The organism is Bacillus sp. CH140a_4T, assembly GCF_008923725.1.
Lineage (GTDB): Bacteria > Bacillota > Bacilli > Bacillales > Bacillaceae_G > Bacillus_A.
Map to the genome: position 1 here is coordinate 206,512 of NZ_WBPF01000019.1, position 19,207 is coordinate 225,718.

The 19,207-nt window shown below is 37.5% G+C and carries 17 protein-coding genes and 6 tRNA genes; 2 read left to right on the forward strand and 21 right to left on the reverse strand.

Annotation, left to right across the window (positions count from 1 at the left end; translation table 11 throughout):
- Positions 1-86: 86 nt before the first annotated feature.
- The 7 genes from F8162_RS21210 to F8162_RS21240 form a co-directional block, all read right to left on the reverse strand.
- Positions 87-162, reverse strand: a tRNA-Asp gene (locus F8162_RS21210).
- 3 nt (positions 163-165) lie between these two features.
- Positions 166-242: transfer RNA gene (locus F8162_RS21215), tRNA-Met, on the reverse strand.
- A 24-nt stretch (positions 243-266) separates the two neighbouring features.
- A tRNA-Val gene (locus F8162_RS21220) sits at positions 267-342 on the reverse strand.
- 4 nt (positions 343-346) lie between these two features.
- Positions 347-421, reverse strand: a tRNA-Glu gene (locus F8162_RS21225).
- An 8-nt stretch (positions 422-429) separates the two neighbouring features.
- A tRNA-Ser gene (locus F8162_RS21230) sits at positions 430-520 on the reverse strand.
- Between the two features lie 3 nt (positions 521-523).
- Positions 524-598, reverse strand: a tRNA-Asn gene (locus tag F8162_RS21235).
- A 114-nt stretch (positions 599-712) separates the two neighbouring features.
- Entirely contained in the window at positions 713-1,171 is a 459-nt protein-coding gene (locus F8162_RS21240) for a SprT family protein (protein ID WP_192797648.1), read from the reverse strand.
- 195 nt (positions 1,172-1,366) lie between these two features.
- Between F8162_RS21240 and cmpA the strand changes: the two genes are divergently transcribed.
- Positions 1,367-1,483, forward strand: coding sequence for a cortex morphogenetic protein CmpA (cmpA, locus tag F8162_RS21245; RefSeq protein ID WP_001143642.1), 117 nt, complete (start codon positions 1,367-1,369; stop codon positions 1,481-1,483).
- A 58-nt stretch (positions 1,484-1,541) separates the two neighbouring features.
- Here cmpA and F8162_RS21250 read toward each other — a convergent pair whose 3' ends face one another.
- From F8162_RS21250 to acpS, 6 genes are all read right to left on the reverse strand, one after another.
- Entirely contained in the window at positions 1,542-3,710 is a 2,169-nt protein-coding gene (locus tag F8162_RS21250; protein ID WP_151635540.1) for a Tex family protein, read from the reverse strand.
- 67 nt (positions 3,711-3,777) lie between these two features.
- Entirely contained in the window at positions 3,778-4,128 is a 351-nt protein-coding gene (ndoA, locus tag F8162_RS21255; protein WP_000635963.1) for a type II toxin-antitoxin system endoribonuclease NdoA, read from the reverse strand.
- A gap of 4 nt (positions 4,129-4,132) precedes the next feature.
- Positions 4,133-4,420 (reverse strand): antitoxin EndoAI, encoded by a 288-nt coding sequence (locus tag F8162_RS21260; protein WP_000004570.1) that lies wholly within the window; start codon positions 4,418-4,420, stop codon positions 4,133-4,135.
- 309 nt (positions 4,421-4,729) lie between these two features.
- A complete protein-coding gene (alr, locus tag F8162_RS21265; RefSeq protein WP_151635538.1) occupies positions 4,730-5,899 on the reverse strand; it encodes an alanine racemase in 1,170 nt (389 codons plus the stop codon).
- Positions 5,900-6,017: 118 nt separating this feature from the next.
- Positions 6,018-6,968 carry a LolA family protein gene (locus F8162_RS21270; protein ID WP_151635809.1) on the reverse strand — a complete coding sequence of 317 codons (951 nt, stop codon included), beginning with the start codon at positions 6,966-6,968 and terminating at the stop codon, positions 6,018-6,020.
- Between the two features lie 156 nt (positions 6,969-7,124).
- On the reverse strand, positions 7,125-7,484 hold the full coding sequence (gene acpS, locus F8162_RS21275) for a holo-ACP synthase (RefSeq protein ID WP_000635044.1): 360 nt from the start codon (positions 7,482-7,484) through the stop codon (positions 7,125-7,127).
- A gap of 92 nt (positions 7,485-7,576) precedes the next feature.
- On the opposite strand from acpS, the gene F8162_RS21280 reads away from it, so the two are divergent.
- Positions 7,577-8,125, forward strand: coding sequence for a rhomboid family intramembrane serine protease (locus tag F8162_RS21280; RefSeq protein ID WP_151635536.1), 549 nt, complete (start codon positions 7,577-7,579; stop codon positions 8,123-8,125).
- Between the two features lie 119 nt (positions 8,126-8,244).
- Here the strand turns inward: F8162_RS21280 and uvsE are convergent, their stop codons facing one another.
- The 8 genes from uvsE to hppD all read right to left on the reverse strand — a co-directional run bounded on the left by uvsE (position 8,245) and on the right by hppD (position 19,022).
- On the reverse strand, positions 8,245-9,207 hold the full coding sequence (uvsE, locus tag F8162_RS21285) for a UV DNA damage repair endonuclease UvsE (RefSeq protein ID WP_151635534.1): 963 nt from the start codon (positions 9,205-9,207) through the stop codon (positions 8,245-8,247).
- Positions 9,208-9,300: 93 nt separating this feature from the next.
- A complete protein-coding gene (locus tag F8162_RS21290; protein ID WP_151635532.1) occupies positions 9,301-10,911 on the reverse strand; it encodes a DEAD/DEAH box helicase in 1,611 nt (536 codons plus the stop codon).
- 305 nt (positions 10,912-11,216) lie between these two features.
- Positions 11,217-12,593: a UDP-N-acetylmuramoyl-tripeptide--D-alanyl-D-alanine ligase gene (gene murF, locus F8162_RS21295; protein WP_151635530.1), complete on the reverse strand. Its 1,377-nt coding sequence runs from the start codon at positions 12,591-12,593 to the stop codon at positions 11,217-11,219.
- A 60-nt stretch (positions 12,594-12,653) separates the two neighbouring features.
- Positions 12,654-13,739 (reverse strand): D-alanine--D-alanine ligase, encoded by a 1,086-nt coding sequence (locus F8162_RS21300; RefSeq protein WP_151635528.1) that lies wholly within the window; start codon positions 13,737-13,739, stop codon positions 12,654-12,656.
- Between the two features lie 378 nt (positions 13,740-14,117).
- A complete protein-coding gene (locus F8162_RS21305; protein WP_151635526.1) occupies positions 14,118-15,389 on the reverse strand; it encodes an MDR family MFS transporter in 1,272 nt (423 codons plus the stop codon).
- Between the two features lie 353 nt (positions 15,390-15,742).
- On the reverse strand, positions 15,743-16,915 hold the full coding sequence (locus F8162_RS21310) for a homogentisate 1,2-dioxygenase (protein ID WP_151635524.1): 1,173 nt from the start codon (positions 16,913-16,915) through the stop codon (positions 15,743-15,745).
- Positions 16,881-17,837 carry a fumarylacetoacetate hydrolase family protein gene (locus tag F8162_RS21315; RefSeq protein ID WP_151635522.1) on the reverse strand — a complete coding sequence of 319 codons (957 nt, stop codon included), beginning with the start codon at positions 17,835-17,837 and terminating at the stop codon, positions 16,881-16,883. Before F8162_RS21315 ends, F8162_RS21310 begins: the two co-directional genes overlap by 35 nt.
- A 66-nt stretch (positions 17,838-17,903) precedes the next feature.
- Positions 17,904-19,022 (reverse strand): 4-hydroxyphenylpyruvate dioxygenase, encoded by a 1,119-nt coding sequence (gene hppD, locus F8162_RS21320; RefSeq protein ID WP_061680014.1) that lies wholly within the window; start codon positions 19,020-19,022, stop codon positions 17,904-17,906.
- Between the last annotated feature and the right edge of the window lie 185 nt (positions 19,023-19,207).

A 19,207-nucleotide genomic window follows, 5' to 3' on the forward strand; every position in this document is an offset into this window, starting at 1 on the left:
CGAAATATCCATCTTCTTCCCGAAGACAAATGTTATTGTAACATAATGTCCAATAAAAAACAACTGCCTAATAGCAGAAGTTAAAATGGCGGTCCCGACCGGGGTCGAACCGGCGATCTCCTGCGTGACAGGCAGGCATGTTAACCACTACACCACGGGACCATTTGGTTGCGGGGACAGGATTTGAACCTGCGACCTTCGGGTTATGAGCCCGACGAGCTACCGTGCTGCTCCACCCCGCGACAATACTATTTATATAATTTATATGGTGGAGGATGACGGGATCGAACCGCCGACCCCCTGCTTGTAAGGCAGGTGCTCTCCCAGCTGAGCTAATCCTCCGAAGTGGTGACCCGTACGGGATTCGAACCCGTGTTACCGCCGTGAAAGGGCGGTGTCTTAACCACTTGACCAACGGGCCAGTATGTATGGCAGAGAAGAAGGGATTCGAACCCTCGCACCGCGTTAGCGATCTACTCCCTTAGCAGGGGAGCCCCTTGAGCCACTTGGGTACTTCTCTGTATGGCTCCGCAGGTAGGACTCGAACCTACGACCGATCGGTTAACAGCCGATAGCTCTACCACTGAGCTACTGCGGAATAATAAAGACAATTTGTATCTTATAAAATTTCTTATCGTAAGTCAAGATGTTTTTTCACAACATCTTGTACAAACGTGACATGTTTATAATATACTGGATTGCGTTTTCACTGTCAAGATGTTTTCTTTATCAGGTTCAGTTTCCCTTTACACTTTCCGCAGACATATCTTTTTGTATTTATTTGACGTCTTCTTACATATTGAAGCAAACAGCCCATACATTCATACGTATAAACCTTTTTTTCCTTCTCTTCATTAATTATTCGTTTACAGAAGCGTGGCGCATCAACTTCTTTTAACAATTCACGAAAATCTCTATCCCGGTGCTTATAGCCCCTTCCTGTAATATGTAAGTGATAATGACACAGCTCATGTTTAATGATTCCAACTAACTCTTCTTTCCCATACATTTCGTAATATCGATAATTCAGTTCAATATTGTGCGTATTCAATAGATAACGTCCACCAGTTGTACGCAACCTACTATTGAACATAGCTTTATGTAAAAATGGCATTCCGAAGTATTGTAGTGATACTTCTTCCACCAGACGCTGTATTTCTTGCTCCTCCACTCTCATTCCTCCTAAACTAAAAAATTTTTTTACACTTTTCTCCTCCCTTATACATATATTAAATAGTACATATACCCATCCTCATTCAAGAAGCGTGGTTTCTAAAAATATAGCATGAATAGAAATCCACTCACCAACCTCTCATCAATAGTACCTTAGATTTTTGAGAGTAGGATTAAACAAGGAGGGATTCCTATGCCTACGTGGCTAAAAAAACAAATGCAACGCGCATATTTTGAAAAAAACCGGTATCAAATTAAATTACTAAATGAATGCTGGTTTTATTATAGCAAAATACATCAAAGCTCATAATCCATTACACATTTTATCCCATAAAAAAAAGAGCAGTTTCATCTGCTCTCTTCTCTTACTATTCAATCGGCAACATGGATAGTGCAACGCGACCTTTTTTCGTATCAATATCATCTACCCATACCTTGACGATTTGCCCAACAGATACAATATCTAACGGATGCTTCACATACTGTTTGCTCAGTTTAGAAATATGTACTAAACCATCTTGTTTTACACCTACATCAACAAAAGCACCAAAATCAACAACGTTACGAACTGTTCCTTCCAGTTCCATACCACGTTTTAAATCTTCTAATTTCAAAATCCCCTTTTTCAAAAGCGGTTTAGGCAACTCATCCCTCATGTCTCGCTCTGGACTAATGAGCGCATCTATAATATCAACTAATGTTGGCTCCCCAACTCCTGTTTCTTGCGATAACTTAGAAATCTCCACTTCTTCTAAGCTCTTTTGTAATTGCAATTGCCCTACGTCATCTTTTGATAACCCTAGACTCTTCAATAACAATTCAACATTTTTATATTGTTCTGGATGAATACCCGTTCGATCTAACGGATTTGCCCCTTCTAATATACGTAAGAAACCTATGCATTGTTCATATGTCTTCGCACCTAGACGCGGTATTTTCTTTAAGTCTGTTCGTTTTGTAAATTTCCCTTCTTCTTCACGCTTTGCCACAATATTTTTCGCAACAGTTTTCGATAAACCCGAAACATATTGCAATAACGCAACTGAAGCTGTATTTACATTCACACCGACTTGGTTAACTGCCGTCTCTACTACAAATGTTAATGATTCATTCAACCTCTTTTGAGATACATCATGTTGGTATTGTCCAACCCCAACTGATTTAGGATCAATCTTCACAAGTTCAGCAAGTGGATCTTGCAGACGTCTCCCAATAGAAACAGCACTTCTTTCTTCAACCTGCAAATTCGGAAATTCCTCACGGGCTAAATCAGAAGCCGAATACACACTCGCACCAGCTTCGTTCACAATAATATAGAAGACTTCTTGTTTCACATTTTGTAATACATCAACTATAAATTCTTCCGATTCTCTAGAAGCTGTACCATTCCCAATCGCAATCATTTCAACTTGATATTTATCTATAATAGAAAGAACTTTCGTTTTTGCATCTTCATATTTACGCACTGGTGGATGCGGATAAATAACATCAATATATAGAACCTTTCCCGTATCATCTACAACGGCTAATTTACAACCCGTTCTATATGCAGGGTCTACAGCTAACACAACCTTTCCTTTCATTGGAGGTTGTAATAACAAATTACGTAAGTTCTCAGAGAAAATATGTATCGCTTGTTCCTCAGCTGTTTCTGTTAATTCTTTTCGAATCTCTCTTTCAATGGAGGATTGAATTAATCGTTTATAACCATCCTCAATTGCTAACTTTACATAATGTGCACTTTTAGACTCGTTATCACGAATTACTCTCTTATATAAGAAAGTTACTATCTCATCTACTGGTGGAACAACAGAAACTCTCAATATATCTTCTTTCTCACCGCGATTCATCGCTAATACACGATGCGGCACTACTTTCTGCAACGGTTCTTCATAACTGTAATACATTTCATATATATTCTTTTCATCCTTCTCTTCATCTTTTACGGACGAAGACATAACACCTTTTCTAAAAGTAACATTCCGAATCCAACTACGATAAGCTGCTTCATCTGAAACGATTTCTGCAATAATGTCTTGGGCACCTTGTAATGCTTCTTCTGCAGATTGCACTTCTTTGTCTGCGTTAATAAACTCCACTGCCTTCTGATTCGGATCTTCTTTCTTATACAACAATAACCATTCCGCTAACGGCTCTAGTCCTTTTTCTTTTGCAATCGTTGCTTTCGTTCTTCTTTTCTCTTTATATGGACGATATAAATCTTCTACTTCTTGCAACTTTGTAGCTTTAACAATTTGCTGACGTAACTCCCCTGTCAGTTTCCCCTTCTCATCAATAAGACGAAGAACCTCTTCTTTCCTGCTTTCAAGTTGCATCATATATTGCCATCTCTCTAAAATTGTACGAATTTGCACTTCATCTAAAGAGCCTGTCCATTCTTTTCGGTAACGAGCAATAAATGGAACTGTGTTACCTTCTTCTGTTAATTGAATAACATGACGAACTTGCTTTTCGGTAAAGCCTAATTCCTTCACTAACATTTTCATTAACGCTTGTCGATTATCTACCATTTCCATATACAACCGTAACCTCCTCTATAATAAAAAAAGTTGCCCTGCAAAGAGAGCAACTTAAACTGCCGATTTAAAAATCTATTAGTCCTAAACTAATTTGTAGCGCTTCATCTACACGAATCATCATCACCTCATCTAAGTGAGTGATTTTGTCCGTTAAGCGCTGCTTATCGATTGTTCGAATCTGCTCAAGTAAAATAACAGAATCTCTCTCAAAACCGTACTTTTTCGCATCAATTTCCACATGAGTGGGTAATTTAGCTTTTTGAATCTGTGCAGTAATAGCCGCTACAATCACCGTTGGACTAAAACGATTTCCGATGTCATTTTGAATGACAAGAACCGGACGAACGCCTCCTTGCTCAGAACCAACAACTGGGGAAAGGTCTGCAAAATACACGTCGCCGCGTTTTACAATCAAAATATTACCCCCCGCTAACTAAGCGTTCTACTGTATGAGCTGCTTCATACTCTGCTAAGAAAGCTTCCGATGCAATACCAAGATTAATTTTTCCCATTTCAATGTACCCACGTCGCATTGATTCATGTTGGTAGCGTTTCTTCGTCTTATGTTGACGCAATAACAGTTGTGTTGCCTGGCAAATTAGTTCATGGCGATTCTTATTCTCTTGTTTTCCAATTCCGTCCAATTCCGTTACCATTTGCTTTGGCAACCGAACCACGATTTCAGTAGTTACACTTGATTCGGACACAAAAATACACCTCCACCGTCAACTACACACCCAAATATATATATGACACCTATTGTAATAATACCATTGTATGGAGCCTGTTGCAAAGACTTCCTTATTCCTTGCTTATGTTTTCCAATTCACAAACAAAACATTCATATTCTTTTATTTTTATCTTATTACAAACAAGAAACGAAAGAGTTTCCCAGCAAAATTCACGTTAAACTATGTTAAAAGTAATGATAAGTAAAAAGCTCCTCATCAAAAATGAGCTTATTCTTAACCAATGAACAGTCCTCTCAAATGACAAGAAGCAAATCATACTACCTTCTATATATTGTTCAAATAATTGATTACTTCTACAACCTTGCCGTGCCGTATGAATATTCTCGGTACACGGAAGCTTATCGTTGCAATAATTTCATAATTAATAGTCCCGGAATATTCAGCAACCTCAGTAGCACTAATATACTCATCACCTTGTTTTCCAATGAGTGTAACTTTCGTACCAAGCGGCACTTCACAAGGAAGGTGTATCATGAATTGATCCATTGTTACTCGACCTACAATCGGTACCCTTTTACCATTTATAAGCACTTCAAACCCTTGTAACCTTCTAAGCCATCCATCTGCATATCCAATCGCAACAGTTGCAATCCATTCTTCCGTTTTCGTTCGGTAAGTGACGTTATAACTAATCCCATCCCCTTTAATCACCTGTTTAATATGAGCAACTTTCGTATGCAGTGATAGCGCCGGTTCTAATTTAAACGGTAAAAAAGGGCGTATTTCTACAGACGGGGATAACCCATACATCGCAATGCCGATTCGTACTGCATTAAATGTAATCCCTTGAAAACGTAACGTTGCAGCACTATTAGCTGTATGGACAAACTTAGGATCCACTCCGAACTCTTTCAGCCAACTTAACTGCTGCAAAAATGTGTTATATTGCTTATCAAAGTAAGAAGTCTCCACCTCATCCGCTGTTGCAAAATGTGTATAAACTCCTTCTAATTCTAAAAATGGCGCACCTGCTAAACTCTTTAAAAATCCTTTTAATTCTTTTCGTTCGCGTATTCCAATTCTCCCCATACCACTATCGAAATTAATATGGTATTTCATTGTAGATGAACCATCCCAAAGTTTGATCGCTTCATCCACCCATTCTTTTTGAAAAACAGTTAACGCTACATCATTTTCAGCAGCTACATTGACATCACGAGGCGGGGAAGGACCTAACACTAAAATTGGCACAGTAATACCAGCCCTTCGAAGCACTAAAGCTTCATCTAAAAAGGCAACCGCTAACCTTGTCACCCCTGCTTCTAATGCTGTTTTAGCTACCGGTACATAATCGTGTCCATATGCATTCGCTTTGACTACAGCAAAAATCTCTACATCACTTGGAATGAAATCTTTAATGTGTGTAATATTGTTATAGATCGCATCTAAATCCACTTCCACCCAAGTGTCACGGTAAAATGGTGCTTCTTCCATAAATACACTTCCTTATACACGATATGCGAAGCTCATTCTTTTATATGCTTCTTTTATGAAATCCACCCTTCAAACTAAGAAAAGACGTGGTGCACATATATCACCACGTCTAAGAAGTTTACTTCACTTGCTTCTCTGTAACTGAACGAGCAACCATTAATAGCTCCTCCGGCTCTAAACCTTTAGACACGAGCATATATTCTACTCCGTTATGCGACCACGTTAAAGAATCTTTCGTCAGTGCGCCAATTGTAAAGCCAAGATCAACCAATTCTCCGCTCACACTTATCGCTGACGAAGCCTCTGCAACTTTTGCCTTTTCTTGTATTAAAGTAAAGGATTTCTTACTTCCAGTGTATGTGAGTATCGCACGCTTGCCACTGTCTGTCTTCAACTCTTGTTCATCTTTCAAAACCATACCTTGCGGTGTATCACGCGGATACAAAATAGCAAATGGTTTATCTTCTTTCGCTGTTGTTTGAACATCCACTTGCGCTCTAGACATATTTTGTTTCGTATCAAATGCACCTTTATCAAATTTCGCATCAAATTTCACTTTTGAGAAATCTACTTTCACAAGAACATTTTGATCATTATCCATTAACTTCACCGAAACTGGCGTTAAATCACTTTTCTTCAATGTAATCTCTTGCTTCGGCAACATGTTTTGATGTTGATAGTTTGTTTTTGTTTTAAAAATATAATACTTATCTGTTTTTTCAAAAGTAAGGTTTTTCTTATCCTGCAAAATATCTCTGACAAGGGATTCATATAAATAAGCCTGGCTACTATTTTGCGGCCAATCACTTTGGAAACGGAAACTCTTATTAAGCGCTGGCGTTAATACAAATACCCCTTCTTCATTTCTTAAAATAATTTGGCTTTGATCTTTTTTCGCATTCTGCAAATTCACACGATAAAAAGAAGGTTCCTTATGCCATATTTCTACCTTGTACTCCTGAGGCTCATTCCCTGTTTTGATAGATAATTTTGCTTCAGCTTGATAACTTTTCATCCCTTTTACTTTCGCCTCTAAATCTCTCACAACATCATCTTGTTTCTTTTCCATACAACCCGCCAACACAAAAACGGTTAATAAACCGACAAGAACTAAAAACAGACGCCTTTTCATCACTTCAGCCCCTTTGCCCCTATAAATGAATGGAAGATATGCCTTCCTTATCGCTACCTCAAATATATGAGACAAAGATATAAAATATGCAGACTAGCGTGACGAGCTTTCTAAAACAACTTGAGCAACAGCAAATTCCTTACTATGACTAATTGATAAATGAACAATATGCTCTGTACTTGTAACGAGAATCGGCTTACCTCTATCATCATTCCTTACTTCAATATCTAAAAAACTTACTTCTTTTCCAATACCAGTTCCTACCGCTTTTGAATACGCCTCTTTCGCTGCAAATCTTCCAGCTACAAACTCTGTAAGGCGACTTCCCTTCAGCTCCTTAGCAACATTACGTTCACTTTCAGTTAAAATACGCTCCATAAATTTAAGTTTTCCATCTAGCATTTTTTCAATTCGATTCAATTCAATAATATCGATTCCAATCCCTACAATCATTTCAAAATCCCCTTCTTCTATTTAGCTTTCTTTTTTCATATTGTAAGAATAACAGAGAATCTTTCTGATGCAAAAGGAGTGATACTCACAACATGCTAATACCTTCTGCCCGCATTTCCTTACAACCAATCGTCATCGCTTTACTTCTCATACAATTAGTCATGATTATGTTAGGCGACTTTCTTCTCTTTCCCATGGCATCCTACAATGAATATATCGCTAAAGGAGAATGGTGGCGTCTCATAGCTTCCTTACTTGTACATGTAGACTTACAACATTTCCTTTCTAATAGTATTTGTTTATTTGTGCTTGGCTCTTCTATCGAAAAACAACTAGGGCACTTTTCTTTCATCATTATTTTTTTCCTTTCTGGTATTCTTGGAAATGTTTCTTCTTATCTTATTATGCCTCTTGAATATATTCACGCCGGGGCATCTGGCGGCATTTTCGGGTTACTAGGTGCACAGTTATTTCTATTGTATAGTCGATATCGTTCTTCCAATCCGAGAGACATTGCTATTTTTTCAATCATGATATGTATATTACTACTATTCACTTTCTTCAACCCCTCTGCCAACCCTATAAGCCATTTAACAGGATTGATCATTGGTGGTATTTGCACCCCTTTATTAATAAAGTGAAACTTTAATCAGTGGGGGTTTTGTCCATCCCCCACTGATTATTAGCCCGCACCAATCGGGCTTTTAAGGGCAGCCCGACTCCCGCAAATAGCGGACAAAAAAATTCGATGGTGCAGAGCTTATTTAATATAAAAGCTCACACCATCGACAATTTCTACATCTGTTTGTTTACTTAAATCTCTCATTAGTTGAAATAATGACTCATCCTTCTTCTTCGCCTCAATCATACAATCAATTTGCGAAACACTTCCCTTTATCTTTTTTAAAAAAGATAAAAAAGTATCTACATCAATAAAATCCGCATGCGCTCTCGGATCTTTTCCTTCTCTAGGACTAGAAATGTGCATTTTCACTGGTAACAAAGACGATTCCCACGTATGTACAACACGCGCCCAATCTTTATGCCAATCTTCTCGATCATGATTCATCATATGGTGATGCAAATCAAACACGACTGGAATATCTAATTTTTCACCTAAATACAATGTTTCTTCTAAAGAAAAAGTCGTATCATCATTTTCTAATATGATCATCTCTTGGATACTTCTTGGAACACTTGACCAATTTTCTATAAAGCGTTCTAACGCGAGTTCCTTATCGTTATAACCTCCACCCACATGTAATACGCATCGTTGCTTATGTGCAATTCCCATACCTTTTAATAATTTTTTATGCATCTGCAATGTCTTTACAGATTGTTTAAAAATATTCTTCTCAGGTGAATTCAGCACAACAAAATGATCTGGATGAAAATCAATACGCATATTCATTCGAATAGCGTAATCACCTAGCACTTTTAAATTTTCTTTTAAGGGGCGAATATAGTTCCACTCTAACAACTCCTCATGATTCGCTAAAGGAACAAGTTTGGAACTAAGCCGAAAGAAAGATATATCATGCCCTTTATTATGCTTTAATAACCGTAAACAATTTTCTAAATTCGAATTAGCAATTCTTTCGAGTTTACGAATTGCAGCCTCTCGATCATCAATTCGTTGAAACTGCGCATATGTCATCGTTTGAGATGGAGATGCATTCTTTAAATGTACACTCATCGCAACATACCCAAGCCTTACAAGCATGTAGCACCTCTTTTCTACACAAGTTATTATGTAGTATGTACAATTACAGAAATAAAAAAAGAGAATGCCAACAAAGGGCATTCTCTTTTTTTATTAAGCTTGTGGACGGCTATGATGTTTTCTTTCGCCACGTCCATTTGAAGATCCAGGGCGACCTTGACCTTCACCTTTACGACCACGGCTACCACCATCACGATTACGATCACGGTTACTAGCATCACGATTGCGATCACGGTTACGGCCATCGCCACCACCGCGTCCATCACGATTGCGATCACGGTTACGACCATCGCCACCGCCACGTCCGTCACGACTACGATTACGGTTACCATCACGGTATCCGCCTCCGTTACCGCCGCGTTTTTTAGAACCGCCACCTCTTGAAACAACTGGTGGTTCTGACGTTAAAGCGATTGGAGTTGTATCCGGCTCTTTTGTCATCATTTTTAAAGCAGCAGCTACTACTGTTACAGAATCATTCTCTTCTAACATTTCTTCTGCAATACGCTTGTAGTATGATAAATTATCATTTTCAATTGTACTTTGAAGTTTTTCAGCGATTAAACGTTGTTGACCTTCTAATGCCTCGTCAAGTGTCGGTGCTTCCATACGATCAACTTTACGTTTTGTAGTGCGCTCGATATTTTTTAATTGTCCTGATTCACGTGGTGTTACAAATAACATTGCAATACCTTTTTTACCTGCACGGCCAGTACGACCGATACGGTGAACGTATGATTCTGGATCTTGTGGGATATCGAAGTTATATACATGTGTTACGCCTGAAATATCAAGACCACGTGCAGCAACGTCTGTTGCAACAAGAACTTCAATAGCACCTTCTTTAAATTTACGTAATACAGACATACGCTTCGCTTGTGTTAAGTCACCGTGAATACCTTCTGCTGCATAACCACGTAAGTTTAATGCTTCTGATAATTCATCAACACGACGCTTTGTACGACCGAATACGATTGCAAGCTCTGGAGATTGAATATCTAGTAAACGTGTTAACACGTCAAACTTTTTCTTTTCTTGCACTTCTAAATAGAACTGCTGAATGTTTGGCATTGTTACTTCTTTTGCTTTTACTTTAATGTGTTGAGGCTCAGTCATGAAACGCTCAGCAATACGACGGATTGGATCTGGCATTGTCGCTGAGAATAATAATGTTTGATGTGTTTCTGGCACATCTGTTAAAATCGCTTCAATATCTTCAATGAAGCCCATGTTTAACATTTCATCCGCTTCGTCAAGAACAACAGTCTCTACGTTTTGTAAGCGAAGTGTTTTACGATTAATATGATCTAAAATACGACCCGGCGTACCAACAATAATGTGTGGGTGTTTTTTTAGAGCACGAATTTGGCGGTTAATATCTTGACCACCATAAATTGGTAGAATACGAACGCGCTTATGTTTACCAATTTTGTATAACTCTTCTCCAACTTGGATTGCTAATTCACGCGTTGGCGCGATAACAATACCTTGAACTGCTTCTTTATTTGTATCCACTTTATCTAATAGTGGTAATCCGAATGCTGCTGTTTTCCCTGTACCTGTTTGTGCTTGCCCAATAATATCCTTACCTTGCAATGCATGTGGAATTGTTTCAGCTTGAATCGGCGTAGCCTCTTCAAAGCCCATACTTTCAACAGATTGTAGTAAAGACTCACTTAATCCTAATTCTCGAAATGTTGTCAATGTTACTTCTCCTTTTCTATCCTATACTTATCATTTAAAAAAAGGCGTTTTCCGAATTTGCGGAAAAGCCCTTTTCCTGAATGCTCACGTATATAAACGGGCGTATATTCTTCGCGAAAATACTTCTAAACGTTATTACACTTTATCAATTATAAGTTTTGTATGTGCAAAAAGCAAACCCAACTGTTACCTTATTTTCATATTCAGAGCTTTTTTCTTCACTTTTATTTTTTTATGTTTACTGTAAGCGCTTATTATAAGTTTCTTCTATTTTCGCATCTATCATCCCTATTTATATACACCAATTATTTCAACATCGTAATTACTTCTTCTAATTTCATACCGCGCGATGCCTTTATTAATACAACATCTTTCACATCAACTACTGCTTGTAACTCTTTTACTAGCTCTTCTTTATTATCATACGCTTTTACACGCTCAATAGGGAAATTAATTTTTGCTCCTTCAGCAATTTGAGCCCCTAATTTACCATATGTGAACACATATGCAATTTTTGCTGGATCGATTAATTTACCTACTTCATAATGAAACGGTACTTCTTGATCTCCAAGCTCTAACATATCGCCGAGCACAACAATTTTTTTAGCAAATCCATCTAAACCATTCATTAAATGGAATGCCGCTTCCATAGCTGTCGGACTTGCATTATAAGCATCATTGATAATTGTTAATCCATTATCCGTTTTTACAATTTCCATACGCATGCCCGTCATTTGAAGTGTTACTAAACCTTGTTTCATTTCTTCCCATGTTACACCAAAATGTTTCGCAATTGCCATTGAAGCAAGTGTATTATACACATTATGTTTCCCCAATACTGGTAAGTAGAATGAAATATTTTCATCTCTATTCATTTTAAAATGTGTCCCAGTCGCCTGTAATGCTACAGTCGTTGGATAATAATCATTTGCTCTAGCGTCACCAAACGTAACTGTTTCAGCCATTAAATTCATTTCAGGAACACGATTTGTTAATAATGGCTCATCTCCGTTATATACGAATACTCCACCTTCTTGTAATCCTGTCACAATTTCCAATTTCGCTTCAGCAATTGCCTCACGAGAGCCTAAGTCCATTAAATGTGCCTCACCAATGTTCGTAATGATAGCTGCATTTGGACGTGCTAACTTAGATAAGAATTCAATTTCCCCTCGGTTTGACATACCCATTTCTAATACAGCTACTTCTGTATTTTCTTCTAAGTTTAAAATAGTAAGAGGTAACCCGATATGATTATTGAAGTTTCCTTCTGTTTTTTGAACTTTGAATTTAGTCGCAAGAAGACTTGTTACAATATCTTTTGTAGATGTCTTACCGTTACTCCCTGTCACACCAATAACTTTCACATCCAATTGATCGCGATAGTTTTTCGCTAACATTTGTAATGCTGATAGCGTGTCTTCTACAAAAATAACGGGAAGATTCTCAGGTGGATTTGCTACATCTTTCATCCATAATGTCGCCACAGCTCCATTTTCAACAGCTTTATCTACAAAAGCATGTCCATCGAAACGTTCACCTTGAATTGGAACATATAAGTTTCCCTTTTCGATTTTTCTCGTATCAATAGACACGCCTTGTATAGTAATTCCCTCATATTGCCCTGCTAATCCCGTACCATTTATCATCTGTTCTACTTGTTTCAACGTTCGCTTTATCATGAAAACACTCCTTACATAGAGGAAGCACTATTCCTGCGAATAGTGCCTCCTCCTTTTTTGTTAGATTGTATATTTAATTTTTTGTTTTTCTTCGTGACGCTCAATTGCTAAACGAATTAGCTCTTCAATTAATTCCGGATACGGTAATCCAGTATGTTGCCATAGTAGAGGGAACATACTAAACGGCGTAAATCCTGGCATCGTATTCACTTCATTAATATATACTTCTCCATCTTTCGTTAAGAAGAAATCAGCTCTTGTTAAGCCAGCACCATCTAACGATTGGAATGCAATAATCGCATCTCGCTTAATAACGTTAGACTCTTCTTCTGTCATTTCAGCTGGAATAATTAACGCTGTATCGCCATCGATGTATTTCGACTTATAATCATAGAAGTCTTTTTTCGGTACAATTTCACCTACAACTGAACATTTCGGCTCATCATTACCTAGTACACCAACTTCTACTTCACGTCCAACAATATTTTCTTCTACAATAATTTTGCGGTCAAATTGGAACGCCTCTTCAAATGCATTCTCAAGTTCTTCACGATTTTTACACTTATTAATACCAACACTTGAACCAAGGTTTGCTGGTTTTACGAAGCAAGGATATCCTAATACTTCTTCTACTTTTTCATATGCTGTTTCACGATCTTTTTCCCATGCGCTACGAATGAATGATGCATATTTTGCTTGTTTCAATCCAGCTTCTGCAAAGATATTTTTCATAACAACTTTATCCATACCAGCAGCAGATGCTAGAACACCATTTCCTACATAAGGAATGTTCATTAATTCTAATAATCCTTGAACTGTTCCATCTTCACCATTTGGCCCATGTAGTAATGGGAAAATAACGTCAATAGCATTTTCCTCAGAAGCTGCAGATGGAATGATTTCTGTGCTTAATGATAACGGAGAAATCGCATTTTCTGCACCGCTCATTTTTAGAACTTCAACATCTGTTACTTCACCTTCAATACGCTCACCGCGCACCCATTGACCTTGTTCTGTAATATAAATTGGATGAATCTCGAATTTATCTTGATTTAATGCTTTAATAGCAGCAAGAGCCGTTTGTAGCGAAACTTGATGCTCAGCTGATTTTCCACCGTATAATAAACCTAATTTAATTTTTGTCACTGAAATCACCCTAACCAATTGTTTTCATTTTTCTATTTTAGCACTTTTTATAAAAATAGGTAGTTCCTATTTGAAATAAAATGTAACTTCCACAAATAAATAAATGACACCACTTATTGGTTTTCTATACTTTTTCTACTTAAATTTCTTCATAAATATATAAAATTAAATTCTAAAATAAAGTGAAACTTTAATTAGCGGAGGCCATCCCCACTAATTATCAACCCGCACCAATCAGGCATTTACGGGCAGTTATCTCCTGCCGAATTTTGGGGTGGAAGACTTACTACCCACAAATAGCGGGATAAAATTGTAATCCAATCTAGTTATGTACCTAAAATATGTAAAAATCGCCTTTTTGTGTATGTCATCTACTCATTAAGAAGATTGTTTAGTCAGTGTGCCTTTTTGCCTTTGTTCAACGAGACGATCTAAAGAAACATATACAATACCTGCAACTACACACCCTACAGCTAAAATTGTAAATAGAACGTGGCCAAGTAATCGATCTAACAAAAAACCTCCTAAAAGTGGTCCAAATGCACTTCCTGTAATCCACTGCAAACTGGCAGCTCCCATATAAGTCCCTCTCAAATGTTCAGGAGCCAAATTAGCTACAAACGTCATCTGTACAGGCGACATAATCATCTCACCTAACGTATATATGGCATAAACGAACAGCAACGTTATTAAAATAATCGTAGCATTTACATCAAATTCTCCAAACCACTTCGGTAACCATCCTATAAAGAACAAACCAATCCCGAACAAACATGCACCATATAACATCGTCTTTCCGACAGGTTTATCTGTGGCCCATTTTGAAATTTGAAATTGGAACAACACAACTAATAGTCCATTTAAAGCCATTACATATGGGTATGGATTGTTAGTTCCAAAAATACCTTTCATTTCATTATCAAAGTGTAGCGGCAACATACCTTCTGTTTGAGAAAATCCCATCGAAATGATGATACCTGCTAACAAATAAATCATTAGTGCCTTATCTCGCATTACAATTTTCCAAACTGCCTCAGATTCCTTTTCTATATTCTCTTCCTTATTTGTACCCTTCGGCATTGTCTCTTGAATAAGAAGTAATACTAGTAATGCATAAAACAGCATCGTAGAAGAGGCAATAATAAACACAAGGTTCTTTGACAACACAACTACTGATGCTCCCATTATCGGACCAATCGCAGCACCTATATTGTGCCCCATTCGTAATAAACCATATGCTTCTGTTCTTTTTTCTGGCATTGTTACATCCGCAACCATTGCTGATGCAGCTGGATGAAATAGCGAATTACTTAATCCTAAAAAAATAGATAAAATCGCATACGGAATAAATCCTTCTATAAATAAAAAACCAAGCATCAATAATGCATTACTTACCATCGAAAATATCATAATTGGCTTTCTTCCATATATATCAGCAATTCTCCCCCCTATAATTGCTCCAAAGCTTGCAGCAATTGGAGAAAGCGCCATAATAACTCCGACCTGTAATAATGAATCTACCTTATCTTTTAAATATAATGCGAAAAAGGGCATTAACATCATCATTGCAATTCCATTCAATGTCTCACCGACAAATCGAATCCATACGTTACGATCCATCGCCCTTAACTCATGCCACGTACTTTTCATATTCCCACCCCTTTATTTAACCAACAATTATCTTATAACAATTTCAGAACAATGTAAATTTTCAGAAATAAAAATCCATCCTAACAGAATTAGAATGGATTTTTCTACTTATAAATTTGCGACATCTTGTTTTTTACTATTATTTAAAGCCCTATCCCTTCGACTATAGGAGTAAACAGCTATACTCCAGACTCATCCACAACAATCCCTGTCGAAATAAGTAGAAATTCTTATGAATATGCACGATCCTTATCATTCTTTCTATATATCTTTCTATAACTTTTTTTGGTATTATTATACATGTCGATTCCACAAAAGAGGCATGCTCCCTTAGTGAGCATGCCTCTTTTTACCTATTTCACAGTATGTGAACCTTCTTCAATCCAGCTATACATATACTTTTCATCTTCTGTTTCATGTGCTTGTTTTACAATACGAAGCGGACGGAATGTATCTATCATAACAGCTAATTCAAGCGTTTCTTTCTTCCCTATACTCGCCTCTGTTTTCCCAGGGTGCGGCCCATGAGGAATTCCGCTCGGATGAAGTGTAATAGAACCTTCTTCCACACCTTTTCGGCTCATAAAGTTTCCTTCTACATAGTACAGTACTTCATCACTATTCACGTTACTATGATAATATGGTGCCGGAATAGATTCTGGATGATAGTCGTATAAACGTGGTACGAAAGAGCAAATAACGAAATTGTGACCTTCGAACGTTTGATGTACTGGAGGTGGCTGATGAATACGGCCTGTGATCGGTTCAAAGTCCTCTACATTAAAGACCCATGGATATAAATAACCATCCCATCCAACAACATCTAACGGATGGTGCCCTAAAACATGCTTATGCATATATCCTCTCGACTTTGTCATTACGACAAACTCACCTTTGTCATCATATGTCTCTAATTTTTCAGGACCACGAATATCTCTCTCACAAAACGGACTATGCTCTAACAATTGTCCGTATTCATTACGATAGCGACGCGGCGTTGTAATTTGACTATTTGCCTCTACAACAAGAAACTTTGTCTCTCCTTCATCTGGAATAACACGATAAATCGTTCCAATTGGGATTGTTACATAATCACCTTTTCGATAGTGAATCGTTCCAAACATCGTTTCAATTTTCCCTGTTCCGTAATGAACAAATAACATTTCATCGCCATCACCATTACGGTAGAAATAGTCCATTTTTTCTGTTGGAGTCACTACTCCAATTAATAAATCCTCATTCCCAAGCATAAAGTTTCTTCCGCTTACTGCATCGCCAGTTTTTTTATTTTCTTTCGTGCGAAAATGACGATGAGCAAGAGCTACATCTTCTTCATACTGCAACTGACAAGAATGTGATACCACTGAATGCGATACTTCCGTTGGCATATAATGATGGTACAAAATAGATTGCGTACCAGAAAAACCTTTTGTTCCCATTACTTGTTCGCGATAGAGCGACCCATCTTTTTTACGGAATTGTACATGTCGTTTATGAGGTAGCTCCCCCATGTGACGATAAAACATGCTCATCACCTGCTTCCATTTCTTTTTTGACCGTATTACATAATGTACCTAAACCAGTAATCGTAAGCTCTACAACATCTCCATCTTGTAGCCACTCTTCCGTACCCAGTTCTAAAATACAACCTGTTCCTACTGTCCCCGAACCAATCACATCGCCTGGATATAACGTAACGTCTTCCGAAGCACGTTCAATCATTTCAGCAAATGTATAGTAAACATCTTGGAAGTTCCCCTTTGATAATAAATTTCCATTTACATGAGCAGTCATCTCTAACTCATAACGGTCACCGTTACGATAAACATCTAATTCCTCTTTCGTAACAAGGTGCGCTCCTAATGAAGTTGCAAAATCTTTTCCTTTTGCTGGACCGAGCCCTACCTTCATTTCTGTTGCTTGTAAGTCCCTTGCACTCCAGTCGTTCATAATACAATAACCAAAAATGTAGTCTTCTGCTTGCTCACGAGAAATATTTCTTCCTTCTTTCCCAATTACGCAAGCAATCTCTAACTCATAATCAAGTTTTTTAGATTTTTTCGGACCAATTACAAAATCATTCGGACCAATTACAGCACGATGGTTCGTAAAATAAAAAACCGGTATATCGTACCATTCAGGTACAACATCTAGCCCTCTTCGGCCGCGGGCTGTTTTTACATGCTGTTCAAACGCGTAAAAATCCCGAATACTACTCGGATTAGGAATTGCCGCCGCTAATTGTACTTCCTTTAAGGAATATATACCTTTTTCCGGATTCTTAATCTTACGCAATACTTCTACATACTCATCCGCTTTCTCTAAAAAGGCGAACATAGAAGAAGGTAATTTTCCATCACTAGCAAGATTCATATCAATTACTTTGTCACCTTCAAGCCATCCAGCTCGCATTTCTTTCGAAGGAAGACGAAATGTAACAAATTTCATCATGATTCCTCCCTATGAAAATGAAATTTCCACCAGCAAAGAGACTTTTACTGGTGGATACAAATCTTATAAGTTTCCGCGACGTTCCTGTTCTCTTTCAATTGATTCAAATAATGCTTTAAAGTTCCCTTCTCCAAATCCGCGAGAACCTTTACGTTGAATAATTTCAATAAATAAAGTTGGACGATCTACAATTGGTTTCGTAAAGATTTGTAGTAAGTATCCTTCCTCATCGCGATCTACTAAAATCTTTAATTCTTTTAACCTATCAATTTCCTCATCAATTTTTCCAACTCGTGCACTTAACTCATCATAATAAGTATCAGGTGTATCTAAAAACTCCACACCATTTGCACGCAGCGCTTCCACTGTTTTAACGATATCGCTTGTTAATAAAGCAAGATGTTGTACACCTGCTCCATTATAGAATTCTAGATATTCTTGAATCTGCGATTTTCGCTTTCCATCTGCCGGTTCATTAATAGGAAACTTAATACGACTTCCATTCGTCATTACTTTTGACATTAACGCCGAATACTCTGTGCTAATATCGTCATCATCAAAATGAATCATTTGTTTAAAGCCCATAACATTCTCATAATAGCTAACCCATTCTTCCATTTTCTCAACATTACCAACTACGTGGTCTACAGCAATTAAACCTGACTCTTCAAATGGGATATTAAACTCCACCTGTTGGAATCCTGGCATAAATGTTCCTTTATAATTTTTACGCTCTACAAGCGTGTGAATTGTATCACCATACGTACCAATAACTGCTTTTTTCAGTGTACCGTTCTCGTCTGTTAATTCTACAGGTGGAGCAATCGCGACGGCACCACGTTTCACTGCTTCCGAGTAGGCTTTGTCAACATCGTCAACGAGTAAAGCAACATCTTTTACACCATCACCATGTGTCTTTACAAATTCTGCGATACGATTGTCGCTACTTAAAGCTCCAGACACAACAAAACGCATATTTTTTTGCACAAGAACATAAGATACCTTTTCACGGTTACCAGTTTCTAATCCAGAGTAAGCTACAATTTTGAATCCGAATGCTCTCGCAAGGTAATAACTTGATTGCTTTGCATTTCCTACGTAAAATTCCAAATGATCTACATCACGTACCGGAAAAAAGTCCTCCATTTGTGCAGCTAGCGTATCCATAGATTTTTGTTTCATAAAATTCTCATCCCCCTGTAAATAGATTAAATGGTCCATACTTAAAACCAACCGAAAACGCTTCTAATATCAATTAATAGAAATTAGTTAGCAAGCTAACAAATTCTGACTTTTAAAATTTTCTATCTTTTCTGTCAAATTCCTCTTTTTTTCTTACATATAAAATTCGACTTTTTTCTCTTTAC

Bases quoted from the DNA above. Each gene is read 5' to 3' on its own strand.
- cmpA (WP_001143642.1), top strand. From the start codon at position 1,367: ATGCCTACGTGGCTAAAAAAACAAATGCAACGCGCATATTTTGAAAAA.
- F8162_RS21250 (WP_151635540.1), bottom strand. From the start codon at position 3,710: ATGGAAATGGTAGATAATCGACAAGCGTTAATGAAAATGTTAGTGAAG.
- alr (WP_151635538.1), bottom strand. From the start codon at position 5,899: ATGGAAGAAGCACCATTTTACCGTGACACTTGGGTGGAAGTGGATTTA.
- F8162_RS21270 (WP_151635809.1), bottom strand. From the start codon at position 6,968: ATGGAAAAGAAACAAGATGATGTTGTGAGAGATTTAGAGGCGAAAGTA.
- acpS (WP_000635044.1), bottom strand. From the start codon at position 7,484: ATGATTGTAGGGATTGGAATCGATATTATTGAATTGAATCGAATTGAA.
- F8162_RS21280 (WP_151635536.1), top strand. From the start codon at position 7,577: ATGCTAATACCTTCTGCCCGCATTTCCTTACAACCAATCGTCATCGCT.
- uvsE (WP_151635534.1), bottom strand. From the start codon at position 9,207: ATGCTTGTAAGGCTTGGGTATGTTGCGATGAGTGTACATTTAAAGAAT.
- murF (WP_151635530.1), bottom strand. From the start codon at position 12,593: ATGATAAAGCGAACGTTGAAACAAGTAGAACAGATGATAAATGGTACG.
- F8162_RS21305 (WP_151635526.1), bottom strand. From the start codon at position 15,389: ATGAAAAGTACGTGGCATGAGTTAAGGGCGATGGATCGTAACGTATGG.
- F8162_RS21310 (WP_151635524.1), bottom strand. From the start codon at position 16,915: ATGTTTTATCGTCACATGGGGGAGCTACCTCATAAACGACATGTACAA.
- F8162_RS21315 (WP_151635522.1), bottom strand. From the start codon at position 17,837: ATGAAATTTGTTACATTTCGTCTTCCTTCGAAAGAAATGCGAGCTGGA.
- hppD (WP_061680014.1), bottom strand. From the start codon at position 19,022: ATGAAACAAAAATCTATGGATACGCTAGCTGCACAAATGGAGGACTTT.